This window comes from Metabacillus sp. 113a, from assembly GCF_050107635.1.
In the GTDB taxonomy this organism is placed as follows: Bacteria; Bacillota; Bacilli; order Bacillales; family Bacillaceae; genus Metabacillus_B.
On record NZ_JBNILJ010000012.1, the window covers coordinates 76,096 to 100,875 of the forward strand.

Sequence of the window (24,780 nt, forward strand, 5' to 3'; positions counted from 1 at the left end):
AGCATGTGGCCGGTGGCGAAATTAATTTATACTGCATTGAACCCGGCTGCCGGTGGATGGACGATGCTCACAGTTGTCCTAATTCTTTCTATTATTGTGTTTAAGCTGGGCTTCGCAAAAAAATTGCCGCCTCTTAAAGCCGCGCTCATTTATCTGTTCCTTTTTCTCGGCTGCATCATCTTGACCTTCCTAGCTATCTTTCTCCCGATAGCCGAAGGGCTAATCATCGCATCCCTGATCCTGATCATTTATAAAATCCGGCTAAGACGCCATAAAAAAATGGAGCAGTCCGTATGAGATCCCTGCAGGATGCCCTCTATAACTGGCTCTCTATTAAAGTAGTAGCTCTCGACAGACCTGACGATCTATCTGCCGCTGAAACCGCAGCACTTTTTGAAAGCGTTCTCAAAGAGGATCATGGAATCAATCAGCTCTCCTATAAAATGGAGGAGGGCCTTTATTGGATCACCTGCCTGCAGAACGGAAAAGAATACCGCACCCGCTTCCCTGCGGAGCTGATTGATGTGATGAAAGACCAGATGCGGCGTGAACCGGACCGGTATCGAAATTATTGTTTGTGAACCCCTTGGATTGGGGTTTTTTTGGTTTGGAAGTCTATCTATATAAATAGGATAGGGGTATGTATATACATGCCTGTGTCCAGGCTGCTCCACGTGCAAAAGCGTACCTGCTCTATAAAGGCACGGACAAATTACATGATTGTGGAAAATGAAATAAAATGCATGTGGGTCTAATTCATTCATCTAAAGCTGAATAAAACACTCTTTCTAGAAACGATGGGTCAAATAAAATTCCATGTATAAGGAGAGTATTGCGAGGGGAAGCAGATATCTAATTTGTTCTTTTTGAAGTAAATGCCCATACGCCCCCGCACATAGCTAAGACAAAAACAGCATGCCCCGCTGACCACCATCCAAAAGCGGCAGCATTCCAGATAGAGGGGACACTTTTGATGGCTAGTAATGAGAGTGGAAAGTATAAGAACACAGCTGGCAAAGTTATGAGAGAAGCAAGTAAGAGCTGGTTTCTGAAACGTGAAATCCGGGTTTTTTTAACGATTGCTCCAAACCCGGCTCCGATTAAAACAGCTACCCCTAAATGAATCGCAAATTCAACCCACTCGGGCAGCGGGTATGGATACAAAAAATCGATATTCAGGAGCAGGGTATAAACGGTGAGTCCTGTTACGCCCTGCGTCCATTTTAGAAAAAAACCAAGAGCAAAACCGCCGGCCAGACCGCAAAGCCCGCCCCGCAAGATCATGATAGGAAGTCACCGGTTTCTTTATCGCGGTATAACCTGAAGTTTCCAGTTTTTAGGCGTTCTTTCGTTCGCACCTCAATGCGGTCGTAGCATTCCGGGCATGTATAGGTATGAATGGGCCTGTTGCGGAGTCTTTTAGCCAGCAGGGTTTCATCATCTATGGTGTGGACTTGGTCGCATATTACACATTTTACTCTCATGGATAGCACCTCTAAACAGTTTATATAGACCGATTATAACACAGGCAGAAAAAGTTGCTTTACGGTAAGAGTTTTTATTGGAACATTTGTGAAAAATCGGTATGATAGGTATGATAGATCTATACCGCAGCATTGGAGGGATGAATATGGCGAACAAAGTAGAGAATCAGCTGATTGACCCGCTTTTTAATGCTTTGCAGAAGGAAAGGTTTGTGACAATAGCAACGATTGATCAAGAGACGGGGGCACCTAATGTAAATGCAATATCATGGGTGCTTGCGCCGGATCGGCAGAGGATTTATTTCGCTTTGGATACCCGCTCAAGGATTTTAGAAAATATACATAAGCATCCTGCTGCTGTTATTAATCTTTTGGCGAACGAGTCTGCGTATTCGATCATTGGAAATGCTCATGTAAAACAAGAGAAGCTTGAAAATGTCCCTCTAAAGCTTGCTTTGGTGGAGCTTGAAATTTCTGAGGTCCGGGATGTCATGTTTTACGGTTCCCGAATATCTGCTGAACCGCAGTATGCAAAGACGTATGACGAAAAGGCGGCTGCCCGGCTTGATCAGCAGGTTATGGACGCAATGAAAAAAGCTTAGCCCAAAATTTTCAGGCTAAGCTTTTATGCGTTTACCTGCTGCATGTTTTAATGGAATCTAAAGCTCAAACTGCTTGCGTCTGCACCCTGTATGGAATCAATTCTTTTGAATTTCTTTTCTGGATTGGTCGTTTTGTTCATTGTCCAGTTCATCCTGCTCTTTTTTAGGCAGCTGGTCATTGTCCTGCTCGGTTGGTTCTTTTTCCTGATTATCAATCGTATCATTAGGTACATCCGGCATTACGCGGCCAACGATTGAAGCCAGCTCATCAAGGATGCCGCCGATCGGACGCCCCTGCTGGATTTCATTCGCCATTTGGCGCAGACGCTGGTTCGTATCTGCATCTGCTACAACAATGGCAGTGGCCCCGTATGGATCGTCCTTAAGACTTTCTGCCACGGCGTATTTGATGGATTCTACTTTGCTTCTGTCCAGTTTTGCATTCACATCAATCCCAACGATGGCATATTTGCCCAGGACAACGGCGGTCGCATCATTTACGTCAGGCACACGGTTGGCGATTTCAACAAGATGCTTCGAAATCTGCTGTCCTGTTTGACGCTCTACCGGGCGTTCGATGCTGTTCTTGACTGTAATGGGCTTAGATTTGTAATCGCTGGAGGTTTCACCTTGGGAATTTTCATTTGCTGAGCAGGCTGTCAGCATGAAAAGGGCAGTAATGACGGAATATAGTAACGATCGCAGCATAAGAGCACTCCTTTTAAATGGCTTTTTACTTTATTGTCTAATTAACCTTCTATCTTTATTCACAAAATCATATATTTTAGCAACGATTAGTGAACAGGCTTTGCACTGGTGACGAGAGGGAAGGCGGCTCAGGCTGCCATATGCGGATTAGGAGGCGGAATATTGAATAAGGTTTATGTTCTGGACACAAATGTTTTGCTGCAAGACCCGAATTCAATTTTTTCATTTGATGACAATGAAGTGGTCATCCCAGCCGTTGTGCTGGAGGAAGTGGACTCCAAAAAACGCTATATGGATGAAGTAGGACGTAATGCACGCCAGGTTTCGAAGCTGATTGACGGGCTTCGGGAAGAAGGGAAGCTTCATGAAAAAATACCGCTCCGTAATGGCGGAGTTTTAAGAATAGAGCTTAACCACCGGTCTTTCCATGAATTACAGGACATTTTTGTGGAAAAGACGAACGACAACCGCATCCTGGCTGTAGCCAATAACCTTTCAAACGAAGAGAAAACGAAAGAAAACGGCCGGCCTGTAATAATAGTCAGCAAAGACACGCTCGTCCGTGTAAAGGCTGATGCCCTCGGGTTAATTGCAGAAGATTTTCTAAGTGACCGCGTTGTGGAAGTGGATCATATTTATACGGGTTTCCTCGACCTATACATAGATAAGGGAAACTTGGACAGGTTTTATGAGAAAAATGAGCTTACTTTGACAGAAGTTACGAACCATCCGTTTTATCCGAATCAGTTTGTCATTATGAAGGATGCCCTTGGCGGATCTGCCTCAGCAGTGGGAATGGTTGATAAGACCGGAAAAAAAGTGAAAAGGCTCTTTACAGACCATGATCATATTTGGGGGATAAGGCCGAGAAATGTCCAGCAGACGATGGCGCTCGAGCTTTTACTGAGAAACGATTTGCCGCTTGTTACCCTTATAGGAAAAGCCGGTACCGGCAAAACTCTTCTTGCTCTTGCGGCAGGACTGCTTCAAACAGAGGATATGGGGACGTTTAAAAAGCTTCTTGTTGCAAGACCCATCGTTCCGGTTGGAAAAGATATCGGATTTCTTCCGGGGGAAAAAGAAGAAAAGCTCCGTCCTTGGATGCAGCCTATTTATGACAATCTTGAGTTTCTATTTAACACAAAAAAACCCGGGGAACTGGATGCGATCCTCGCCGGTATGGGATCCATCGAGGTGGAGGCTTTGACATATATCAGAGGGAGAAGCATTCCGGACCAGTTTATTATCATTGATGAAGCGCAGAATCTTACAAAGCATGAGGTTAAGACCATTTTGACTCGGGTAGGGGAAAGAAGCAAAATTGTGCTGATGGGGGATCCTGAACAGATTGATCACCCGTATTTGGATGAATACAATAACGGTTTAACGTATGTGGTGGAAAAATTTAAGGATCAGCAGATCGCAGGACACGTTAAGCTTGTAAAAGGTGAGCGTTCCGGCCTGGCCCAGCTCGCTGCAGATTTACTGTAAGGCATTTGTCTGGTCTTCACAAGGCTTGAGTCATGGCCGCAAACAGAAAATGCTGTCTCGTTAAAGCGCTGGGAAAGACCTCCGGATAGCAAAAAGTGCTCAGAGTCATACTCTGAGCACTTTTTTGCATTTGCCTCTGCTTAGTTTGTTAAGCTACGATGATCTTTGTAACCCCTTTAATTGGGCGATCTTTATTGGAACCATCTCCGAAATAAAAATGTAAAGGTCCGTCATCTTTCAGAGGTTTTCCATTTTTGCTGAATAAAGCGACTAGTTCCTCTGCTTCACGCAAAGAGAGGACAGCGGTTCCATTTTTTGAGAGAATCTGAACTTCGGAAGCGGATTCCTCCAGCTCTGCGTTCAGCAAGAAGGGAGCAAAACGAATCCCGAAAGTCCCGTTTGCTATTTCCTGTTTCTTAAACGTTTTTTTCTCAGGCTGGGCAGGGGCTTCATTTCCTTGCATGATCTCGCGGTCCCAATGCTTAGAAATGGCTTTCGTATACGCTTCGTCATTATGGCAGGTTTCATCATTCACAGTAAAAAAGGTTTCAAGATCAGCTTTGCGTTCGTCAAAGATCCACACACTTGGATCAATGGTAATCGGATGTTTTACTTTGCCTGTCAATGTAATGATACTATGCATGGCTATCACTCCTCAAAACCCATTATAAGCGCTTTCTCAGAGGTTGTCATGGATCGCGCAGCGGCAGATCCGGCAGCTGTGCCGGTAATTGGCGAAGAACAGCACGATTTGTCCTCCATTATACCTTGCTTTTTTCCTTTTTTCCCTTTAATATTAATAGATAGATTAGAGGTAATCGCTCGGGAACGGAGGGATTCATTTGGCTTCTGAGATTGCGATTGATCATCGTGAGAAGGCGCTTGCTCTATTAAAAGCGGATGCTGAAAAAATCATGAAATTGATCAAGGTTCAGATGGACAATTTAACTATGCCGCAATGCCCTCTCTATGAAGAGGTTTTAGATACGCAAATGTTCGGATTATCCAGGGAAATTGACTTTGCCGTTCGTCTCGGACTGGTATTTGAGCACGAAGGAAAAGTTCTTCTGGATTCCCTTGAACGCGAGTTATCTGCTTTGCATGAGGCATTTACGAAAAAATAAAAACCTTAGAACTCAAACTGTTTGCAAGACAATGGTTTGAGTTTTTTTAGCTTATAAAGACATTCTTTAGACTCGGTATGTTTCCGGAATTTTAGATGGCCAATTCCTCCATTCGTTCGTTGTGCGATGCCGCTTACCCTGATAGGATAGTTTTAAAGGCTGTGAAACGTCTTGTATTTAAATATACGGAAAATATTAAATTTTTTGAAGAATTAATTGAAAAAGTAGGGAAGAGAGTTTATGATAAGAAAAATCCTAAAATCATATGATTATACTTTGATTTTTACAGTTTTTTTGCTGTGTGTATTTGGTCTGGTGATGGTTTACAGCTCCAGCATGATTACGGCAGCAGCAAGATTTGGAACGGAAAACGATTACTTCTTCAAGAAACAGCTGATTACGGTTTGTATCGGTACCATCGCTTTTATTATGGCCGCAGCAATTCCTTACCGGGTCTTGTTAACTGACAAGCTATTAAAAATGATTATGCTTCTTTCGATTGGGCTTTTGCTGCTGCTGTTTGTATACGGCCACACGGCAGGCAACGCCCAAAGCTGGATTAAGGTTGCCGGTTTTACGATGCAGCCGGCGGAATTTGTGAAGTTGAGCATTATTATCTATCTGGCGGCTATTTATGAGAAAAAGCAGGCATACATAAATCACTTTGGACAAGCCGTTATGCCTCCGCTCATTTTTACTACAGCAATCTGTTTTTTAATCATCATCCAGCCTGATATCGGGACGGCTATGATTATTGCTTTGATTATGTCGGCAATGGTTTCAGCTTCAGGGATGAATTGGAAAAGCCTGATGAAAATTGTGCTGGCGGGACTGGCTATCCTCGCTTTATTCAGTCCCTTTATCCTTATGAACTGGGATAACTTTGCCACACCCGAGCGGGTATCAAGATTCGCAGGCTACACCGACCCGTTCAGCAACGAGGACGACGCTGGATTCCATCTGGCAAATTCTCTGTACGCGATCGGATCAGGCGGCATTACCGGTCTTGGCCTTGGGAATAGCGTACAGAAATATGGTTACCTCCCAGAGTCTCATACAGACTTTATAATGTCGATTGTTGCGGAGGAACTTGGCATTCTAGGAGTGCTTTTCGTGCTTGGTCTACTCGGCACGCTCATTTTCAGAGGGTTTTACATTGCCAGGCAGTGTGAAGACGCATTCGGTACGCTGCTGGCAGTCGGCATATCCAGTATGATCGCCATTCAGGCAGGCATTAATCTCGGCGGTCTTACCGGACTGATACCAATCACGGGTGTCACATTGCCATTCATAAGCTATGGCGGTTCTTCGATGCTTGTGTTAATGACTTCGGCAGGCCTGCTTGTCAACGTATCCATGTTTGTGAATTATCGAAAGAAGTATAAAAGCGGGGCTGTAAAGGCTCCAGTTAAAAAGGCGTCATCAGGCTATAAAAAACCTTTGTCCAGCAAAATGTGATATACTGTTATTAAAAGTGACATACTAATATAATTGCCTTAGGAGGAGAAATATCTCATGCAGACAATCCAAAAAGTGCTTGTTGCCAATCGAGGGGAAATCGCAATTAGGGTGTTCAGGGCTTGTACAGAGCTGAATATAAGGACGGTTGCCATTTATTCTAAAGAAGACGCTGGAGCCTACCACCGCTATAAAGCGGACGAAGCCTACCTCGTGGGAGAAGGCAAAAAACCGATTGATGCCTACTTGGATATCGATGGAATTATTGAAATAGCCAAGGCAAATGGCGTAGATGCCATCCACCCCGGCTATGGATTTCTTTCGGAAAATATTCATTTTGCCAGAAGATGTGAGCAGGAAGGCATTATTTTTGTCGGACCCGAGTCAAAGCACTTAGATATGTTTGGAGATAAGGTCAAGGCAAGAAAACAGGCCGAGTCAGCAGGCATACCTGTTATTCCTGGAAGTGACGGCCCAGTTGAGACGGTGGAAGAAGTCATTCAGTTCGGGAATGAGCATGGCTACCCGTTTATCATTAAAGCTTCCCTGGGCGGAGGCGGACGGGGAATGAGAATTGTCCGTTCCAAAGCAAGCGTCAAGGAATCCTATGAGCGGGCAAAATCTGAAGCAAAAGCCGCATTTGGAAATGATGAGGTTTATGTTGAAAAGCTCATAGAAAATCCAAAGCACATTGAAGTACAGATCATCGGGGATAAAAGCGGAAACATCGTTCACTTGTACGAACGTGACTGCTCTATTCAGCGCCGGCATCAAAAGGTAGTGGAGGTTGCGCCCAGCGTATCCCTTCCAGAGGAATTCCGGCTCGAGATATGCCATTCAGCTGTAAGGCTAATGGAAAAAGTAGAGTATTTGAATGCAGGCACGGTGGAATTCCTCGTCTCCGGCGATGACTTTTATTTTATTGAAGTAAATCCGCGTGTTCAGGTTGAACATACCATTACGGAGATGATTACAGGGATCGATATCGTGCAGACGCAGCTAATGGTTGCTGAGGGGATGGATCTCCACAGCAAAGAAATCGGCATTCCTTCCCAGGAGCATATACATACGAACGGGTACGCAATACAATCCCGTGTAACAACTGAAGATCCCTTAAACAACTTTATGCCGGATACCGGGAAGATCATGGCGTACCGGACAGGCGGAGGATTTGGCGTTCGTCTTGATGCAGGGAACGGCTTCCAGGGCGCAGTTATCACTCCTTACTATGACTCATTATTGGTGAAGCTTTCCACATGGGCTTTAACGTTTGAACAGGCTGCAGCCAAAATGGTCCGTAATTTAAAAGAGTTCCGTATCCGCGGCATCAAAACGAACATTCCTTTCCTCGAAAACGTTGTAAAGCATGAACAGTTTTTGAGCGGACAATATGATACCACCTTTATTGACAGTTCACCTGAGCTTTTCATTTTCCCTAAAAAGAAAGACAGGGGAACGAAAATGCTCAGCTATATCGGCAATGTTACGGTTAATGGGTTTCCTGGGATTGGCAAGAAAAAGAAACCGGTCTTTGAAAAACCGCCTGTTCCTGGGATCAGCCTGCTGGACGACTATCCACGCGGCACAAAAAACATACTGGAAGAACGCGGAGCAGATGGGCTCGTTAGCTGGATTAAAGATCAGCATCAGGTTCTTTTGACCGATACGACGTTCCGGGATGCTCATCAGTCGCTTCTTGCCACCCGTTTAAGAACAGCCGATATAAAAAGAATTGCCGAACCGACTGCGAAGCTTTTGCCTGAGCTTTTCTCACTGGAAATGTGGGGCGGTGCTACATTTGATGTAGCCTACCGATTTCTTAAGGAAGATCCATGGGACCGTCTGCTGACCGTCAGAAAACAAGCACCCAATGTTCTGCTTCAAATGCTGCTTCGGGCTTCCAATGCCGTTGGCTATAAAAATTATCCGGACAATGTAATCAAAGAGTTTGTTGAAAAATCATCAAACGCCGGCATTGATGTATTCCGGATATTTGACAGCCTCAACTGGGTCAAAGGCATGACCCTGGCAATCGATGCGGTGCGGGACAGCGGAAAGCTAGCGGAGGCGGCAATTTGCTACACAGGGGATATTCTTGATCCATCACGCAGAAAGTACGATCTGCAATACTATAAAGAAATGGCGAAAGAGCTTGAACAGTCAGGTGCGCATATCCTTGCTATTAAAGATATGGCCGGTTTGCTGAAGCCTCAGGCTGCCTACGATTTGATTTCTGCTTTAAAAGAAACAGTGGACATTCCAATCCATCTCCATACGCATGATACGAGCGGGAATGGGACCTTTATGTACGCAAAAGCTGCTGAAGCAGGCGTAGATATTGTCGATGTAGCCGTGAGCTCGATGGCAGGCCTGACCTCACAGCCGAGTGCAAGCACCTTCTATTATGCTCTTGCCGGAATGGATAGGCAGCCAAAGCTGGATGTTGAGGTTCTGGAGCAGCTTTCCCATTACTGGGAGGGTATCAGAAAATACTATCAGGATTTCGAAAGCGGTATGATTTCTCCTCATACTGAGGTTTACCAGCATGAAATGCCGGGAGGTCAGTACAGCAATCTGCAGCAGCAGGCAAAGGCAGTCGGTCTCGGTGACCGCTGGAATGAAGTGAAGGAAATGTATCAGCGGGTGAACGAACTTTTCGGCGACATAGTAAAGGTCACTCCTTCTTCTAAAGTGGTCGGGGATATGGCATTGTTTATGGTCCAGAATAATCTGACCGAAGACGATGTCTATGAGCGTGGCGAATCACTCGATTTCCCTGATTCGGTAGTGGAGATGTTCGAAGGATATCTCGGACAGCCTCACGGCGGCTTTCCGAAAGAGCTGCAGCGAATAATTCTTAAAGGGAGAGAGCCAATAGGGGTAAGGCCAGGCGAATTGCTTAAACCTGTTGATTTTGACAGAAGCAAAGAGGAATTATTCCAAACCTTGAACAGACCTGTTACAAGCTTTGAAGCAATTGCACATGCACTGTATCCTAAGGTGTTTCTCGAATATGCGAAAACATTTGAGCAGTTTGGGGATGTTTCTGTACTGGATACTCCGACTTTCCTCTATGGCATGAGACTTGGAGAAGAAGTTGAGGTCGTGATCGAACACGGAAAGACACTGATCGTTAAGCTCGTGTCCATCGGTGAACCCCAAGCAGATGGGACAAGGGTCGTTTATTTTGAACTCAATGGACAGCCGCGCGAAGTAGTCATTAAAGATGAAAGCATTAAATCAGCCGTTGCTGCAAAAGCAAAGGCAGATCACGCGAATCAGGAACATATCGGTGCTTCTATGCCTGGTACAGTGATAAAAGTACTGGTGCAAAAAGGCGAGAAAGTCAATAAAGGGGATCACCTGATGATTACCGAAGCGATGAAAATGGAAACAACCGTTCAGGCACCGTACACCGGCACTGTAAAAGATATACATGTTGGAAATGGGGAAGCAATCCAAACCGGAGACCTATTAATAGAGCTATCCCACTAACTAACAAAAGAGCAGTCCTTAGGGGCTGCTCTTTTGCTGTAAGTTCCTCAGCACATCCAATCTATGTTCTTTTTAATGATTCCGTTACAATCTTTCCAATAAGGGAATGCATTTGGAGAAAGGAGGAGGAGCAGTGGGAAGTGTTATCGTCTGGTTTCGGAGAGACTTCCGGTTTCAAGATCATAAAGCCTTGTCAGAAGCCTTATCTTACTGTAAAAAACATCATTTCGAACTAATATTTACCTTTCACTTAAACCGGCAATTTTTAAATGAAAGCAACAGCCTTCGCCATCAGTTTTTTATGGCGACAATGCTGGACTTTGCAAAGAGATGCCGAAAGCTTGGAACAGAGCTCCAGGTGGTGGAAGGTGAGCCGGAAAAGGCATTTCAGCAGCTTCTGTCCAAGCATAATGATGCAAAAGCTGTATATTTTAATCAAGATGAAGCGGGTTATGGCAAGGAACGGGATGAGCGCATAACCAGCTGGCTGGATGAAAAAGGAATTCATGTCTATTCTTTTCAGGATGCATACATACATGGTCCAAATGAAATTAGGAAAAAAGACGGTACGGTGTATAAAGTATTTTCCCCCTACTACAAAGCCTGGAAAAAACTTGACAAACCTGTGAGTGAAAAATTGTCATTTGATGAACTGGGCAAGTTTACCAGGAAAGCGGAGCCCTTTTCAAAAAATGCGATGAAAGATGCCGAAAAGCTATCTAAAGGATTTGATGAACAGGATTGGGAGATTGGTGAGAAAGCAGCAAGGGAGAGAATGAAGAAATTCATGGATCAATCCCTTGAAGAATACCCTGAAGGAAGAGATATACCCGGGATCGACGGCACCAGTCTGATGTCCAGATATTTAAAGACAGGGTGTATTTCTCCCCGGACCGTCTTTTCAGCTATTCAGCAGGCAGATGCTCCAGAAGACAGCAAAGAAGCATATATCAGAGAGCTGGCATTCAGAGATTTTTATCAGATGATTTTTGCGAATTACCCGGAAACGAAAGATCAGGAATTTATCGAGGCTTACCGGTCGCTTGATTGGAATAAGGATGAGCAGAAATTTCAGGCGTGGAAGGATGGTCAGACAGGCTATCCCATTGTGGATGCGGGCATGAGGCAGCTGAACAGAGAAGGCTGGATGCACAACCGCCTCCGGATGATTACTGCATCTTTCCTAACTAAGGATCTGCTGATTGACTGGAGGCTCGGAGAAAACTATTTTGCTTCCAAGCTTGTCGATTACGATCCCGGATCGAATATAGGCGGCTGGCAATGGGCAGCCTCCGTCGGTACAGATGCTGTCCCTTATTTCAGAGTGTTTAATCCTGTAACGCAATCCAAACGGTTTGACAGTAAAGGAGACTATATCCGTAAATATATAAACGAGCTTGCGGATATACCTTCCAAATACATACATGAACCATGGAAAATGCCTGACAAGGACCAGAGGGAAGCGGCATGCCTGATTGGAAAAGACTACCCGGAACCAATAGTAGACCATCAAAAACAAAGAAAATTGGCAATTGAAATGTTTAAGGATGAAAAATAAAGGTTCATATTTTTAATGAAGTTTCAGAAAAGGCTTTGGTTGCCCTCAATTCTATTTTGCACTGCCGTCTCCCTCTTATTATGATTGAGCGCTAAAGCTCTGGCATATGATCCTCAGCAGCTGAAAGCGTACTGCCATGTAAATGGTGAAGGATAGCTCGCAGCTGAGGACAGACAGAAAAAAGGACCCAGAGCATGCTCTGGGTCCTTTTTTTCCTAGTAATGACGGATCTCTATCCAGCTTCATTTGTACCGGTTTGCTTTTCTGACAGCCTTATTTGATTTGCCTTGCTTCTCGAAATGAGCAGCAGGAAGTAGCTTAATACTCCGAAAAGACATGAAATAAAAATGGCATGGGCGAGTGAAATAGCGAGGTTCAGCTCGGTCAATACAATTAGTGCTCCGGACAGTGCCTGAAGGGAAACGAGTATGAAGCAAATGATCCAGCCCCAGTATACTGCTTTTTGGTGCTTGTAATGCTTGATTGCCTGCCAAGCGGCATAGGCGATCCAGATGAAGATGAGTCCGGCTGCAAGTCTGTGGCCCATTTGTACCCATTCCTGGAAACGGACTGGCATCCCGAACGCTCCCTCATTGCAGAGCGGCCAGTTAGAGCACGACAGACTGGCTCCCCGATGGCGAACATATGCCCCGGTATACACAACAATATAGCTGTAGATCAGAACGCCAAGCATGTGAAACCGCATTTTCTTGTCGATAATAAGAGAATTGGCATCAAATTTTCTGTCTACTTCGAAAATAAGCAGGGCGAGCATAAGAACGGAAGCGAATGAAATGAGAGATACGCCAAAATGAATGGCCTTCATCGCACTTGATTGTCCCCACATGACAGCTCCCGCACCAAGAAAGGCCTGAAGCAATAAGAAGACAACTGCCAGCACGGCTAAAAATTTAGTCTCTCTAATATGGCCGATCAGCCTCCAGGATGCTATGGCAAGAGCCAGTACTAAAATTCCTGCGATGCCGCTCGCGGCACGATGGCTTAACTCTATGAGCAGTTCCGGTGTAACATCACCGGGCAGCAGAACAAATTTTCCATGGCAGAGTGGCCACGATCGTCCGCACCCCATTCCAGAACCGGTTTTTGTAACTAATGCTCCGCCCAATAGGACCACAAGCATAACCAGCGTGGTAATAACCGCCAGCCATTTTAATGCAATAACACGCTTCAAATCATTCACCTTCTTATTCTTATATCGAAACAAAACATTGGATCTTAATCGTATTTTGACATAATACGTCTTTGATTGTAAGAAATAAGCGGCTAAAATACAACAGGCTCGGCCTATTGTTCACAAAACGCTTGAAAAAAGACCGGTTTATTACCATTAAAATAGAAATAAACCAGTAAATGGAAGGTGATTTCCCAGAGACAGCAAGAAGGTTATAAAAACCTGAAAAAGCCTTTATCTTCCACTATCATTTTATGTTAAAATTAAATTGCTGGATTCCTGTCTAGTTTCACACAAATCTTCACTTTGCTGACACATAATGTTCACGATTTCGCCATAAATATTTGTCGATTTATTGTTTAAATCATTTAGAGCATTTTGTTCACAAAGCACTTCCTGTATCATTATGAGTAGATTCAGGCTAAATTTTTGGTGATAAGACAGGTTTTGGATGCCGGATAAATGGCATCAACAGCAAAGGAGGATGTATTATGCCGAATACGAGGACAGCTGCCGAAACAGCAATGAGCGAACACGGTCCTCATGAGATCACTAAGGCTTCCGCCTGGAAGGACTTCCTGGCTCTCATAAAAATAGGAATTGTAAATTCGAATATGATCACTGCATTCGCGGGATTGTGGCTTGCATTTTATTTCAGCGGCCAGAGCTTTCTGGCGTCGCTGGATACAGTAGTATTTGCGCTCGTTGGTTCTGCGCTTGTCATGGCAGGCTCTTGTGCAGTAAACAATTATTACGACCGGGATATTGATCCCATTATGGAAAGAACGAAAAACCGCCCTACCGTTACAGGAAAGTATGAACCGAATCAGGCGCTATGGATTGGAATTTTTCTGATTGCTCTTGGTATGGCGGCTTTGATGATGACAACCATGATGGCTGCCGTAATCGGCGCAATCGGTGTCTTTTCGTATGTCTTTCTGTACACGATGTGGTCTAAAAGAAGGTATACGATCAACACTGTCATCGGAAGCCTTCCCGGAGCAGTTCCTCCGCTGATTGGCTGGACTGCTGTAGATCCGAATCTTACGGTGCAGGCCATGGTACTGTTTATGATCATGTTTATATGGCAGCCGCCGCATTTTCTTGCCCTTGCAATGAAAAGAGTGGATGAATATAAGGCAGCCAACATTCCAATGCTTCCGGCCGTACGCGGTTTTGCCATGACGAAAAGACAGATGATGGTCTGGGTCGCATGCCTTCTTCCACTTCCATTTTATCTGTATGATCTGGGAACAGGATTTCTGATTTTAGCTACCGCCCTGAATGCGGGCTGGATTGTACTGGCACTCTCCGGCTTCAAGATGAAGGATGATCTGGTTTGGGCCAAATGGATGTTTATATACTCACTCAACTATTTAACGATCCTCTTCGTATCTATGATCCTCTTCACGATCGTTTAAGCAAATGAATAAGCGTGGCAGTGTGCAGCTGCCGCGCATTATTCATCCTGATCCCTGTAAAAAATTCTTTTATTTAAAAGAATTTTCCATAAATTAATTTTTTTCAATATTCTAAAGGTTTGCAGTAGCGCATCATTAAATTACTGGAAGAGGGGTATGATTTGGGTATGAAAAAATGGCGGACAACAGGGCGTCTGTTGAGCTTATTTATTTTATCAGCGCTCATTATGGCCGGATGCGGAGAACCGTTTCTTTCTACCTTGCAGCCTGCAGGAGAAGTAGCGGAAAACCAGTTTGGGATCATGATGTTAAGCACGATTATCATGGTGGTTGTAGTAGCGGTCGTAACGGTAATTTTTTTCTATGTTATCGTACGCTTCCGAAAACGAAAAGGGGATGAAGCGAAAATCCCGGAGCAGGTGGAAGGAAATCAGCGTTTAGAAATCATTTGGACTGTTATTCCTATTTTACTTTTGCTTATCCTTGCGGTGCCAGTTGTAGCAGCAACCTTTGAACTTGCAAACGTAGAACCGATGGAAGATAAAAACCGTAAACCGGAAGATGCTTTAGTCGTGAATGTCAGAGCGAGTCTTTACTGGTGGGAGTTTGAATACCCGGACCACAAAATCATTACTAGCCAGGATTTAATTGTGCCGACAGATGAAAGGGTTTACTTTAATCTTGTAGCTTCGGATGTGAAACATTCGTTCTGGATTCCTTCAGCCGGAGGCAAAATGGATACGAATACAGAGAGTAAAAATAAGTTTTGGCTTACTTTTGACTCAGATAAGGTGAGTAAAGCCGGAGAATACCTTTACGGTAAGTGTGCTGAGCTATGCGGTCCATCACATGCATTGATGGATTTTAAAGTGAAGGCAGTACCCCGGGAAGAATTCAATCAGTGGACTGAGAAAATGAAATCGGCAAAGTCTGCACCTCAAACTGCTTTAGAAAGACAGGGAGAACAGCTTTTCCAGGAAAAGAGCTGCATCGGCTGCCATGCTGTAACCCCATCCGATGAGCGGCCTGAAGAAGTCCGGACAGCTCCGAACCTTGGGAATTTTGGCGATCGAACCAAAGTTGCCGGTATTTTGCCGAATACGGATGAAAACGTTCGAAAGTGGCTTGAAGATCCTGAAAAATACAAGCCGGGCAATACGATGACCGGAAAATATCCGGAATTAACCGGCGATGAAATTGAAGCGCTTACAGCTTACATGAATGGATTGAAAGTGGAGTAGGCATTGCTGCTATAAAGGGGGAGGGTTTGAATTGAGTACAATCGCACAAAAAAAGGGGTTTGGAGCAACGGTTTGGGATTATATGACGACCGTTGATCATAAAAAAATCGCGATTTTATATTTAATCGCAGGGGGATTTTTCTTTCTGGTTGGCGGACTTGAGGCCATGCTGATCCGTATACAGCTTGCTGTACCGGAAAACGGTTTTCTGCAGGCAGGATTATACAACGAGATTATTACGATGCATGGAACGACCATGATTTTTCTGGCTTCCATGCCCTTGCTTTTCGCATTCATGAATGCTGTCGTGCCTCTTCAGATAGGAGCGCGTGATGTGGCGTTCCCATTCCTGAACTCACTGGGATTCTGGCTTTTCTTCTTTGGGGGGATATTTCTAAACCTTAGCTGGTTCTTAGGCGGGGCTCCTGATGCAGGGTGGACGTCATACGCATCACTATCTCTTTATTCAGAAGGGCACGGCATCGATTTTTATGTGCTCGGTCTGCAGATTTCCGGGATTGGTACCTTGATTGCGGGAATTAATTTTCTCGTTACGATTATCAACATGAGAGCTCCCGGCATGACATTTATGAGAATGCCGCTCTTTACATGGACGACATTTGTAGCCTCTGCACTTATCCTATTTGCCTTTCCTGCTTTGACAGTAGGCCTTGCACTCATGATGTTTGACAGATTGTTTGATACAAACTTTTTCGTGGCAGAAAAAGGAGGGAATACGGTTATTTGGGAGCACTTATTCTGGATATTCGGACACCCTGAAGTTTACATACTCATCCTTCCTGCCTTTGGTATATTTTCTGATATTATTCCTGTATTTGCAAAGAAGAGGCTCTTTGGCTATTCTTCCATGGTATTTGCAACAGTTCTGATTGGGTTTTTAGGGTTTATGGTATGGGCACACCATATGTTCACGACTGGGCTTGGACCGATTGCTAACGCCATCTTTGCAGTCGCTACAATGGCCATTGCCGTACCAACGGGCATTAAAATATTCAACTGGCTGTTCACCATGTGGGGAGGCATAATCAGGTATTCGACTGCCATGATTTGGTCAGTGGCATTTATCCCTTCTTTCGTACTCGGGGGAGTGACAGGAGTTATGCTTGCCAGTGCTGCAGCGGATTACCAGTATCACGACAGTTACTTTGTAGTGGCTCACTTTCACTATGTCATTGTTGGCGGAGTTGTGTTCGCACTGTTTGCCGGGGCGCATTATTGGTGGCCACTGATGTTTAACAAGATCCTTAACGAAACGCTCGGGAAAATAACATTTGTATTGTTTTTCATTGGATTTCACTTAACTTTCTTTATACAGCATTTCCTCGGCCTTTACGGAATGCCGAGAAGGGTTTTCACATTTCTGCCGAACCAGGGCTGGGAAACAGGAAATCTTGTCAGTTCGATTGGAGCTGCCTTTATGGCTGCCGCAACGATTGTCCTGCTGATCAATATTGTGATGACAGCTGTGAAAGGCAAAGCCGCCGGGAAAGATCCTTGGATCGATGGAAGAACACTGGAATGGGCCGTGGAAGCTCCAACACCGGAATACAATTTTAAGCAGACACCTCTTGTACGCGGCCTTGATGCGCTTTGGGTTGAAAAAACAGCCGGCAAAAAAGGGATGACACCTGCTGAGCCTGTATCGGATATTCATATGCCGAACTCTTCAATCGTTCCGCTTGTCATGGCATTTGGTTTGTTTGTAGCTGCTTTTGGCCTGATGTACCGTACGGAAGAGCCGTGGGCCATGATTGTACTGTTCCTTGGATTTGCCATTACACTTGGGGCGATGTTCCTCCGCTCTGTTGTTGACGATCACGGATACCATATTCATAAAGAAGATTTGGAAGATGATGAAAAAGGGGTGAAGGCGTAATGCAAGCAGAAGAAAAGCTGACTGCCGAAACATTCCCGGATTCTCCCGAAAAAGCAACCCTTGAAGGGAAAAACAAGTTTGTTGGATTCTGGCTCTTCCTCGGAGGAGAGACGGTCCTGTTTGCCTCCCTATTTGCCACTTTTCTTGCTCTAAGAGAATCCCCTACGGGAGGTCCGCCGGAAGAACTGTTTGAACTGCCTATTGTTTTTATTGCTACGATGATATTATTGACGAGCAGTTTGACCAGTGTGTATGCGATGTACCATATGAAAAACTTTAACTTTAAGCAGATGCAGATCTGGCTTGGCATCACCGTCCTTTTAGGAGCAGGGTTTCTTGCCCTCGAGATCTACGAATTTTACCATTACGTGTCTGAGAAAGACTTTACGATCACTACAAATGCATACAGCTCTGCATTCTACACACTTGTAGGAACGCACGGGGCTCACGTAACCTTCGGACTACTCTGGATTACGACCTTGATTATCCGGAACAATAAGCGGGGGCTCAGTCTTTATAACGCCCCAAAGTACTATGTAGCAAGTTTATACTGGCACTTTATTGACGTGGTTTGGGTATTTATTTTTACGGTTGTATATCTAATGGGGATGGTGGGATAAATGGCTCAACATCAGAACTCAGGAAATCCTAAAATCGATCTGGCCTACCGGAAAAAAAAGAATGCTGAAGACATGAAGTATCAGGTCGTTTCATTCGGTATGATGATTTTCCTCACGATCCTTGCTTTTATTGCAGTAGGCTACAAAGGAATCGAACACTGGTTCACCGTTCCGTTTATTCTGCTGCTTGCGGTGGTACAAGTGGCATTTCAGCTATATTATTTCATGCACATGAACCATAAAGGACACGAAGCTCCAGCCCTGTTCCTTTACTCAGGAGTTTTCGTAGCATTCCTAACCGTCCTAACCTTCATGACCATCATCTGGTGGTGAAAAGAAAAGCGGAGGGCGCTTGCCCAGCGCTGAGAGACGGTGGAGCTCTCGACCGAAAGGCGCATTTTGCCTTGACCGAGAGAGGGAAGCGGCCGAAGCGCTAGCGCCCGGAGCTGGACAAAAAGAAAAGCGGAGGCGGCTTGGGCAGCCTCGACAAGCATAAGACAATCAGCCGGAGGAAGACGTTCTTCCTTCCGCAGGATGAGTGGCTTATGACCTCGAGAGGCTGGCCGCCGTCTTAAAAACAAAGCTCATTTAGTCGGATTCATCTGATATACCTATCTTTGCGGGCCCAGAAAGGAGGGATCATCTTGGAGAACTTATCGCTATTCGGCTTTGAAGCTTTATGGAGTCCCTACTACTTTCTGGCCCTTTGCATGGCTGCTGCCGGCTATCATCTGCTGATCAGGTACCGTAACCGGTGGTTTAAGACTTCTGCCAGGACGGCACCGAGGCAGCAAGCCGCTTTTTACGGGGGATTGGCCCTTCTGTATATCCTTAAAGGCAGCCCGGTTGATTTGCTTGGACATATTCTTTTCAGTGTTCATATGTTTCAGATGGCTATGGTGTATCTGGTCGTTTCGCCGCTTCTGATTGTAGGAATTCCGGGGTGGATGTGGAATGCGGTTATAATGAGGAAGCCATTCAGGCAGTGTTTTCTATTTTTGACTCAGCCAATATTGGCTATCCTTGTTTTTAACGGAATTTTCTCTTTATACCATACACCGCTCGTGTTTGATGTGGTGAAAACGAATCCATTTTACCATGCCTCAGCTACGGCTGTTATCTTTTTCACCTCCATTTGCATGTGGTGGCCCGTATTCCGCAAAAGAGGGGAGTCAGGTGAAATGTCAGGGCTTCTGAAAATTGGTTACATCTTTGCGAACGGAGTTTTGCTGACACCCGCATGCGCCCTTATCATTTTTGCAACGGATCCCCTTTATTCTGCTTATTCGGATCCTGCCTCATGGATGGAAGCCATGGCGCTTTGTGTTCCTGGAGCAACTCTCTCAGGTTTAAATCTGTCAGGCCCTGAAGTATTTACTTCCATGCCTCTAACAGAGGACCAGCAGCTGGGCGGCATTGTCATGAAGATCATTCAGGAGATCGTGTACGGCTCCATTCTTGGCTTTGTCTTCTTCCAATGGGTAAGAAAAGAAAGAGAAAAAGATAAGCTTGAGCTGCAGGCCATTCTCTCTGATAAAGGGTAATCCAGTGAGACCTTGCTAACCCCTAGCCTATCAAAAAAGGAGTCAACAAATATGTACTTGCCTCTTTTACCGACTATCAGCACGGCTTTTATCGTGATAAGTGCCATATTCGTCGCAATTGGCTGGTATTTAGCTGCTAAGGGCCGTATCGAAGCTCATCGCAAGGCCATGACATGGGCTGGTGTATTTGCGCTGATTTTCTTTATTGTCTATGTCTCGCGAACCGTATTTGACGGCAATACTGCATTTGGAGGACCGCCTGAGGTTAAGGGGTTTTATCTTTCATTTCTTATTTTTCATATTTTCCTTGCGGCTGCCGGAGGGGTTTTTGGATTAATCTCGATCTGGTCAGGTTACAGGAGGAAGATCATCAGGCATAGGAAGCTTGGTCCGATTACAAGTGTAATCTGGTTTTCGACAGCCGTTACCGGGGTTACCGTTTATATGCTTTTATATATAATATACGGCGGCGGGGAAACGACGACCTTAATCAGAGCAATTACCGGTTTTTAACCCTTTTTGAAGGTTTATGACAGGACAGATTAAGGAGATCATCCGGGCAAGTTTAATCGCTTAACATAATGAAGAAGGGTTGCAGAATATAATTCTGTAACCCTTTTTTTATTCTCCGCGGAAGGAGGCGAGCGGATGGAAATTTTAACAGACGAACTCTTGCTTATCCCGTGTTCCCTGGATCTGGCGAAATCGCTGATTCTCCACAAAAAAGAACTGGCGAAGCGGTCGCCTATCGTCATACCGGAAGACTGGCCCTCTTTGATCAGCAAAGGGATTTTGCCTTATTACATAGAGAGGCTTGAGCGGGACCCATCTGAATACGGGTGGGGGATCTGGCTGATCATCCATCATAAAGACAAAAAGATGATCGGGGATTTTTATATTTATTCAAAACCGGACAGTTCGGGGGGAATTGAATTTGATTTTCGAATTGATCCTGATTATCGCTTAGAATTCGGTTTTGAAGCGGTAAGCAGCTTTTTTGAATGGCTGATTGGCCAGGAAAAAGTAAAGCGCATTACAACAGAGTGTCATATGGAACAGGATAAAACGATCGGAATCTTCAGCAGGATCGGGCTGATATGCAAGCGGAAGGAGCATTCATTTTTAACCTGGGTCGCAGCTAAATAAAAAAGACAATAGCCAGGCTATTATCCTTTATCGTATAATCGCTTCAAGCTCCTGCTTCAGCCGTTTTAAAGTGTTCTCGCACGATTGAACGATCTGTTCTGGAAAATCTTCACCTTCTCCATACTCTACGCCGTGGGGATAATAATGCTTTCCGAGGAGCGGAGTCATCAGTTTGACGATGGCGTGCCTTCCGCCCGTATCCCCCTCTGTCGTAAAGCCCTGGATCCTGAGATAAAAGATTTCCCCGCGCTGTTCCAGCTTCCGGTCATACGTAACTCTTTCATAATCCCATTGGCCGGCTCGGATGAAGCCGTGCTGTTCCATCGCATCATCCAGGCGGGTTAATTCAGCTGTTAAATTGTCTATGCCTGTGCCTTCAAACTTCATTTTTTTAACTCCCCCTTCAGCTTTATGAAAACGCTTATTTTTCATATCTTAATAATAGTATGAAACATCTGCACTTTCAATCCAAGGTTAGATAATTTTGGAAAAGCCGAGTAGTTTTCAGGATTGAACATGGATTATACATAATTTGCTGTAAGATCCCATCTAATTGATTGTAATTGGGTTCTTTTTCTGATTAAATGACAGGTAACAGAATCAAAATCTTACTCACACAAGCGAGGGGAATTTAACTGAAAAGAATCGTAAAAACCATTTTAGTCATCGCAATTATCGTTAGCACATATACCGTTTTTATAAAATTCGCGGAGGACCCGCCTGACCGGAAAGAAGAAAAACAGGAAACGCAGCTTGCGAGCGAAGAAACAGATGACGAAAAACTTAAAATGCCTGAAGAAGGCATCCTCTCACTCATGGGAAAATCCTCTGATCAGGTGTTAGATCAGCTTGGAGAGCCTGTAAGAAAAGATCCTTCACAATTCGATTATCACTGGTGGATCTATAATGGAGGAAGCAATCAATACATCCAAATTGGAGTCTTATCCGATAAGGTTGTTTCTGTTTATGCAATCGGAGAGGGTGTTGACATAAAACCTTATCAGATTGGTGAACCACTCAGCCAGGTTTACCAGAAGGCACCGGTTTCTTCTACTCTTTCAATGGAGCATAATGGAAACTCATACCGCTTTGAGCTATCAGAGGAAGATATGAACACACGCCCGGTAATTGAGACAGATGGAGTGGTTATACAGCTTTATATTGACCGGTTTGATGGAACCCTTTCAAGCATAAGGGCTGCTGATAAAGAAACGTTTATTAAGCAGCGCCCGTATGAAGTGGTTTACCGCGGGGAGCTGATCAGCGCTGAGCCTGTTCAAGAAGGAGAAGAGCAGGAAATCGGGAATGCCCAGGAACAGCAAATATTTGATATAACCAATGTAATGCGGAAGCGGCATGGACTGGAACTGCTGGAGTATGATGAAGCAGTTTCCAAGACTGCATATTCCCATAGCAAGGATATGGCTGTCGAAGAATACTTTGCTCACGAGTCTCCTTCGGCCGGCACACTCGCCGACAGGCTGCAGCGGGACAGCATTTCCTACCAGACAGCCGGGGAAAACATAGCAGCCCATTACACGGACAGCATTGCTTCTGCGGAAGGCTGGCTGAATAGCGAAGGGCATAGGAAAGCCATGCTGAATAAAGACTTTACACATATCGGCGTAGGGGTCTATAAAGATTACTACACACAAAATTTTATAGGCAAGTAAAAAATGATAACCGGTGGAGGTTATCATTTTTTTCGTTCAATTATAAAAAAGGTAGCGGTACTGTAAGCAATTAGCTTCCCGTCTTCTCTGAAAATTCTCGCCTCAAGAAGCATCGTTTTTGATCCCTTATGGATCAGCTTAGCTGTGCAGGTGAAGAAAGCGCCGATTCCCGGAGCGGTATAGTTCATTTTCAGCTCGGAGGTTACGGCAGCGAGGGATTCAGGAAGCTGTTTGTGAGCGAGTGTTCCCATAGCAGAATCCGCAAGTGTTGCCGTTATACCGCCATGAACAATTTCGAGTGAATTTTGGATAAGTACTGTATTCGGAATGGTAATCGTAAATTCATCACCGTGTTCTTTTCCTTCTGCCTGAAGGAGAGCGCCAATGTACGTTCCGTTCTTCTCTTTTTTACGTTTCATGGCTTCGAGCAATAAATGGAGTTCCTCTGTTTCCGTTTGGTTTAATTGGCCGATCATTTCGTTTGTCTTCTGATTGAGCTGATTCTTATTCATTGCTGCATCCCTCTCCGAGTCTTTTTTTATAGTTTACCAATAATTTGCTGGGGCCGGCAGGGAAAATTGGGCGAACCACTTTCGGTTATACGGATTACACTATACTAGGCGCATGAATAAGAGGTGAAACATATGGCAGTAAAAAAACAGAATCAAAAAATTGAAGAGTTTAAGGAATTCGTCCGAAAACATCCGAAAATAATTCGAGAAGCAAAATCAGGCAGTAAAACCTGGCAGGAATTTTACGAAAATTGGTACCTTCTCGGTGAGCAGGATGAGTATTGGAAGGACTACAAATCAAGTGAAGAACCAAAAGAAACAGCGGAAGAAAAAGGGTTTGTCACACAGCTTTTCTCTGCAGTAAAAAACATGGATGCAAATGAAATGAACGTGAGCCTTAGTAAAATGAGCAATGCAGTATCTGCTGTTCAAAACCTGCTTGAAACATTTGGTGTATCAAAAGGGTCTGGAGGGGGTCCTTCTGCAGGAGGGAGCGGCCCATTCTCCTTCAGAAAGGACTAAGGGATGAGAAAAGAGGTACAGGATTATATCCAATCAAAACCCGAGATTATTAAATTCTTGAGAGAACAGCCGCAATGGTACAGAAAGCTATCCAGGAATCCGCAGGCCCAGGAAGAGATGAATCTGGCGATGATGCATTATTATCAAAAGACCATACCACACAAAGTTGCCCAATTTTCCAATTCACTGCAGATGGCCTCTATGATGCTGGGAATGTTCCAGTCCATGAAGCAGCAGGACTAACAGGGCTAGAGGCAGAGCACGTGCGGCAGGGGCGGGTTGTTGTTTTGCCGACTGCCCCTTTTTCAAATTCTGAGTGACGAGTAAATTTAACTCGATACTAATGCACGACCAAAACAATCGGCTAGTCTTTCAGACATATCTTGGCTGCTCATAATATGCGGATGATCGGTATAGAGGCACGTGCATGAGGCAGTGCGATTTTGTTTAAATAGGATAAAGGATGTACTTGATTGCTGATCCATGAAGCTTCAACATTGCAGGTCTCCATATCCGGGCTTGGTTTTTCACCTTTGGGCGGTAATGGATGGCACTTTATAAGAGGTGTTATAAAATACAGTCTGGTGAAGTTATAACGCCAAATTCTAATCTTTTGGCCATCTGAAGGCCGTTTAGACTCATCCAGAAAGACAATAGGTGACTTTTGGAGCTCTATTCGGCATGATTTTGATGCAGCTGCGGGCTTATATCGGCCGTAGTTTAGTTATATCGACCAAGATTCTGATATATCGACCGTAGTTTAATTATATCGACCGAGATTCAGATATATCAGCCGAAATTTTTTATATCGACCGAGATTCTGATATATCGACCTTAGTTTTGTTATATCGACCGAGATTTGGATATATCGGTCAAAGTTTAACTATATCGACCGAGATTCGGAAATATCGGCCGAAATTTAATTATATCGACCGAGATTCAGATATATCGGCCGAAATTTAATAATATCTCTCAGGCCCCCTAACTAGTTTGGACACCTCCTCTCATTCTAAATATAATGAGGGCAGAGGAGATGAGGCCAAGATGAAAAGAAAGAATGGTCCGATTGAGGACGTAAAGAAGAAATATGTC

At 44.5% G+C, this 24,780-nt stretch carries 26 protein-coding genes; 19 read left to right on the forward strand and 7 right to left on the reverse strand.

What is annotated here, in order from left to right:
• The first annotated feature begins 3 nt into the window (after positions 1–3).
• Together ACQCVE_RS15170 and ACQCVE_RS15175 are read left to right on the forward strand one after the other, a co-directional pair.
• Positions 4–297 (forward strand): YlaH-like family protein, encoded by a 294-nt coding sequence (locus ACQCVE_RS15170; protein WP_426846959.1) that lies wholly within the window; start codon positions 4–6, stop codon positions 295–297.
• Entirely contained in the window at positions 294–581 is a 288-nt protein-coding gene (locus ACQCVE_RS15175; RefSeq protein ID WP_426863313.1) for a hypothetical protein, read from the forward strand. Before ACQCVE_RS15170 ends, ACQCVE_RS15175 begins: the two co-directional genes overlap by 4 nt.
• 271 nt (positions 582–852) lie before the next feature.
• Here ACQCVE_RS15175 and ACQCVE_RS15180 read toward each other — a convergent pair whose 3' ends face one another.
• Both ACQCVE_RS15180 and ACQCVE_RS15185 read right to left on the reverse strand, forming a co-directional pair.
• Complete coding sequence (locus tag ACQCVE_RS15180; protein ID WP_426846908.1) at positions 853–1,284, reverse strand: hypothetical protein; 432 nt, start codon at positions 1,282–1,284, stop codon at positions 853–855.
• Positions 1,281–1,484 (reverse strand): YlaI family protein, encoded by a 204-nt coding sequence (locus ACQCVE_RS15185; protein WP_426846907.1) that lies wholly within the window; start codon positions 1,482–1,484, stop codon positions 1,281–1,283. Before ACQCVE_RS15185 ends, ACQCVE_RS15180 begins: the two co-directional genes overlap by 4 nt.
• Positions 1,485–1,630: 146 nt before the next feature.
• Between ACQCVE_RS15185 and ACQCVE_RS15190 the strand changes: the two genes are divergently transcribed.
• The gene (locus ACQCVE_RS15190; RefSeq protein WP_426863314.1) at positions 1,631–2,086 is read left to right on the forward strand and encodes a pyridoxamine 5'-phosphate oxidase family protein; all 456 of its coding nucleotides are present in this window, start codon (positions 1,631–1,633) and stop codon (positions 2,084–2,086) included.
• Between the two features lie 96 nt (positions 2,087–2,182).
• Here ACQCVE_RS15190 and ACQCVE_RS15195 read toward each other — a convergent pair whose 3' ends face one another.
• The gene (locus ACQCVE_RS15195) at positions 2,183–2,794 is read right to left on the reverse strand and encodes a YhcN/YlaJ family sporulation lipoprotein (RefSeq protein ID WP_426846905.1); all 612 of its coding nucleotides are present in this window, start codon (positions 2,792–2,794) and stop codon (positions 2,183–2,185) included.
• Positions 2,795–2,953: 159 nt separating this feature from the next.
• On the opposite strand from ACQCVE_RS15195, the gene ACQCVE_RS15200 reads away from it, so the two are divergent.
• Positions 2,954–4,285: a PhoH family protein gene (locus ACQCVE_RS15200; protein WP_426846958.1), complete on the forward strand. Its 1,332-nt coding sequence runs from the start codon at positions 2,954–2,956 to the stop codon at positions 4,283–4,285.
• Positions 4,286–4,433: 148 nt separating this feature from the next.
• Here the strand turns inward: ACQCVE_RS15200 and ACQCVE_RS15205 are convergent, their stop codons facing one another.
• Complete coding sequence (locus ACQCVE_RS15205; RefSeq protein WP_426846904.1) at positions 4,434–4,928, reverse strand: peptidyl-prolyl cis-trans isomerase; 495 nt, start codon at positions 4,926–4,928, stop codon at positions 4,434–4,436.
• A gap of 199 nt (positions 4,929–5,127) precedes the next feature.
• Here ACQCVE_RS15205 and ACQCVE_RS15210 point away from each other — a divergent pair, with 199 nt between their 5' ends.
• The 4 genes from ACQCVE_RS15210 to ACQCVE_RS15225 all read left to right on the forward strand — a co-directional run bounded on the left by ACQCVE_RS15210 (position 5,128) and on the right by ACQCVE_RS15225 (position 11,920).
• On the forward strand, positions 5,128–5,409 hold the full coding sequence (locus ACQCVE_RS15210; RefSeq protein ID WP_426846903.1) for a YlaN family protein: 282 nt from the start codon (positions 5,128–5,130) through the stop codon (positions 5,407–5,409).
• A gap of 240 nt (positions 5,410–5,649) precedes the next feature.
• Positions 5,650–6,867 (forward strand): putative lipid II flippase FtsW, encoded by a 1,218-nt coding sequence (ftsW, locus tag ACQCVE_RS15215; protein ID WP_426863315.1) that lies wholly within the window; start codon positions 5,650–5,652, stop codon positions 6,865–6,867.
• A gap of 57 nt (positions 6,868–6,924) precedes the next feature.
• Positions 6,925–10,362 carry a pyruvate carboxylase gene (gene pyc, locus ACQCVE_RS15220; RefSeq protein ID WP_426863316.1) on the forward strand — a complete coding sequence of 1,146 codons (3,438 nt, stop codon included), beginning with the start codon at positions 6,925–6,927 and terminating at the stop codon, positions 10,360–10,362.
• A 133-nt stretch (positions 10,363–10,495) separates the two neighbouring features.
• Positions 10,496–11,920 (forward strand): cryptochrome/photolyase family protein, encoded by a 1,425-nt coding sequence (locus ACQCVE_RS15225; protein ID WP_426863317.1) that lies wholly within the window; start codon positions 10,496–10,498, stop codon positions 11,918–11,920.
• A gap of 232 nt (positions 11,921–12,152) precedes the next feature.
• Here ACQCVE_RS15225 and ACQCVE_RS15230 read toward each other — a convergent pair whose 3' ends face one another.
• Positions 12,153–13,121, reverse strand: coding sequence for a COX15/CtaA family protein (locus tag ACQCVE_RS15230; protein WP_426863319.1), 969 nt, complete (start codon positions 13,119–13,121; stop codon positions 12,153–12,155).
• Positions 13,122–13,603: 482 nt separating this feature from the next.
• Here ACQCVE_RS15230 and cyoE point away from each other — a divergent pair, with 482 nt between their 5' ends.
• From cyoE to ACQCVE_RS15270, 8 genes are all read left to right on the forward strand, one after another.
• Positions 13,604–14,533, forward strand: a complete 930-nt coding sequence (gene cyoE / locus ACQCVE_RS15235) for a heme o synthase (RefSeq protein WP_426846899.1) — start codon at positions 13,604–13,606, stop codon at positions 14,531–14,533.
• 167 nt (positions 14,534–14,700) lie between these two features.
• On the forward strand, positions 14,701–15,774 hold the full coding sequence (coxB, locus tag ACQCVE_RS15240) for a cytochrome c oxidase subunit II (RefSeq protein WP_426863320.1): 1,074 nt from the start codon (positions 14,701–14,703) through the stop codon (positions 15,772–15,774).
• Positions 15,775–15,856: 82 nt separating this feature from the next.
• Positions 15,857–17,671 (forward strand): cytochrome c oxidase subunit I, encoded by a 1,815-nt coding sequence (gene ctaD / locus ACQCVE_RS15245; protein ID WP_426846955.1) that lies wholly within the window; start codon positions 15,857–15,859, stop codon positions 17,669–17,671.
• Entirely contained in the window at positions 17,671–18,291 is a 621-nt protein-coding gene (gene ctaE / locus ACQCVE_RS15250; RefSeq protein ID WP_426846898.1) for a cytochrome c oxidase subunit III, read from the forward strand. The genes ctaD and ctaE overlap by 1 nt, the downstream gene beginning before the upstream one ends.
• Positions 18,292–18,624 (forward strand): cytochrome c oxidase subunit IVB, encoded by a 333-nt coding sequence (gene ctaF, locus ACQCVE_RS15255; protein WP_426846897.1) that lies wholly within the window; start codon positions 18,292–18,294, stop codon positions 18,622–18,624. It begins immediately after the preceding gene.
• Positions 18,625–18,932: 308 nt separating this feature from the next.
• Positions 18,933–19,835, forward strand: a complete 903-nt coding sequence (gene ctaG, locus ACQCVE_RS15260; protein ID WP_426844600.1) for a cytochrome c oxidase assembly factor CtaG — start codon at positions 18,933–18,935, stop codon at positions 19,833–19,835.
• A gap of 51 nt (positions 19,836–19,886) precedes the next feature.
• Positions 19,887–20,348: a DUF420 domain-containing protein gene (locus tag ACQCVE_RS15265; protein ID WP_426844586.1), complete on the forward strand. Its 462-nt coding sequence runs from the start codon at positions 19,887–19,889 to the stop codon at positions 20,346–20,348.
• A gap of 135 nt (positions 20,349–20,483) precedes the next feature.
• Positions 20,484–20,981: a GNAT family N-acetyltransferase gene (locus ACQCVE_RS15270; protein ID WP_426844585.1), complete on the forward strand. Its 498-nt coding sequence runs from the start codon at positions 20,484–20,486 to the stop codon at positions 20,979–20,981.
• Between the two features lie 27 nt (positions 20,982–21,008).
• Here ACQCVE_RS15270 and ACQCVE_RS15275 read toward each other — a convergent pair whose 3' ends face one another.
• A complete protein-coding gene (locus ACQCVE_RS15275) occupies positions 21,009–21,368 on the reverse strand; it encodes a YugN family protein (protein WP_426844584.1) in 360 nt (119 codons plus the stop codon).
• Between the two features lie 248 nt (positions 21,369–21,616).
• Here ACQCVE_RS15275 and ACQCVE_RS15280 point away from each other — a divergent pair, with 248 nt between their 5' ends.
• Positions 21,617–22,654 carry a CAP domain-containing protein gene (locus ACQCVE_RS15280; protein ID WP_426844599.1) on the forward strand — a complete coding sequence of 346 codons (1,038 nt, stop codon included), beginning with the start codon at positions 21,617–21,619 and terminating at the stop codon, positions 22,652–22,654.
• 23 nt (positions 22,655–22,677) lie between these two features.
• On the opposite strand, the gene ACQCVE_RS15285 is transcribed toward ACQCVE_RS15280, so the two are convergent.
• Positions 22,678–23,166 (reverse strand): PaaI family thioesterase, encoded by a 489-nt coding sequence (locus ACQCVE_RS15285; RefSeq protein ID WP_426844583.1) that lies wholly within the window; start codon positions 23,164–23,166, stop codon positions 22,678–22,680.
• A 132-nt stretch (positions 23,167–23,298) separates the two neighbouring features.
• Here ACQCVE_RS15285 and ACQCVE_RS15290 point away from each other — a divergent pair, with 132 nt between their 5' ends.
• Complete coding sequence (locus ACQCVE_RS15290) at positions 23,299–23,688, forward strand: YlbD family protein (RefSeq protein ID WP_426844582.1); 390 nt, start codon at positions 23,299–23,301, stop codon at positions 23,686–23,688.
• 3 nt (positions 23,689–23,691) lie between these two features.
• Positions 23,692–23,931: a YlbE-like family protein gene (locus tag ACQCVE_RS15295; protein ID WP_426844581.1), complete on the forward strand. Its 240-nt coding sequence runs from the start codon at positions 23,692–23,694 to the stop codon at positions 23,929–23,931.
• Positions 23,932–24,780 lie beyond the last annotated feature (849 nt).

Coding starts and splice junctions, on each gene's coding strand:
- ACQCVE_RS15170 (WP_426846959.1), top strand. CDS start 4: ATGTGGCCGGTGGCGAAATTAATTTATACTGCATTGAACCCGGCTGCC.
- ACQCVE_RS15175 (WP_426863313.1), top strand. CDS start 294: ATGAGATCCCTGCAGGATGCCCTCTATAACTGGCTCTCTATTAAAGTA.
- ACQCVE_RS15180 (WP_426846908.1), bottom strand. CDS start 1,284: ATGATCTTGCGGGGCGGGCTTTGCGGTCTGGCCGGCGGTTTTGCTCTT.
- ACQCVE_RS15185 (WP_426846907.1), bottom strand. CDS start 1,484: ATGAGAGTAAAATGTGTAATATGCGACCAAGTCCACACCATAGATGAT.
- ACQCVE_RS15190 (WP_426863314.1), top strand. CDS start 1,631: ATGGCGAACAAAGTAGAGAATCAGCTGATTGACCCGCTTTTTAATGCT.
- ACQCVE_RS15195 (WP_426846905.1), bottom strand. CDS start 2,794: ATGCTGCGATCGTTACTATATTCCGTCATTACTGCCCTTTTCATGCTG.
- ACQCVE_RS15205 (WP_426846904.1), bottom strand. CDS start 4,928: ATGCATAGTATCATTACATTGACAGGCAAAGTAAAACATCCGATTACC.
- ftsW (WP_426863315.1), top strand. CDS start 5,650: ATGATAAGAAAAATCCTAAAATCATATGATTATACTTTGATTTTTACA.
- pyc (WP_426863316.1), top strand. CDS start 6,925: ATGCAGACAATCCAAAAAGTGCTTGTTGCCAATCGAGGGGAAATCGCA.
- cyoE (WP_426846899.1), top strand. CDS start 13,604: ATGCCGAATACGAGGACAGCTGCCGAAACAGCAATGAGCGAACACGGT.
- coxB (WP_426863320.1), top strand. CDS start 14,701: ATGAAAAAATGGCGGACAACAGGGCGTCTGTTGAGCTTATTTATTTTA.
- ctaD (WP_426846955.1), top strand. CDS start 15,857: ATGACGACCGTTGATCATAAAAAAATCGCGATTTTATATTTAATCGCA.
- ctaE (WP_426846898.1), top strand. CDS start 17,671: ATGCAAGCAGAAGAAAAGCTGACTGCCGAAACATTCCCGGATTCTCCC.
- ctaF (WP_426846897.1), top strand. CDS start 18,292: ATGGCTCAACATCAGAACTCAGGAAATCCTAAAATCGATCTGGCCTAC.
- ACQCVE_RS15265 (WP_426844586.1), top strand. CDS start 19,887: ATGTACTTGCCTCTTTTACCGACTATCAGCACGGCTTTTATCGTGATA.
- ACQCVE_RS15270 (WP_426844585.1), top strand. CDS start 20,484: ATGGAAATTTTAACAGACGAACTCTTGCTTATCCCGTGTTCCCTGGAT.
- ACQCVE_RS15275 (WP_426844584.1), bottom strand. CDS start 21,368: ATGAAGTTTGAAGGCACAGGCATAGACAATTTAACAGCTGAATTAACC.
- ACQCVE_RS15285 (WP_426844583.1), bottom strand. CDS start 23,166: ATGAATAAGAATCAGCTCAATCAGAAGACAAACGAAATGATCGGCCAA.
- ACQCVE_RS15290 (WP_426844582.1), top strand. CDS start 23,299: ATGGCAGTAAAAAAACAGAATCAAAAAATTGAAGAGTTTAAGGAATTC.
- ACQCVE_RS15295 (WP_426844581.1), top strand. CDS start 23,692: ATGAGAAAAGAGGTACAGGATTATATCCAATCAAAACCCGAGATTATT.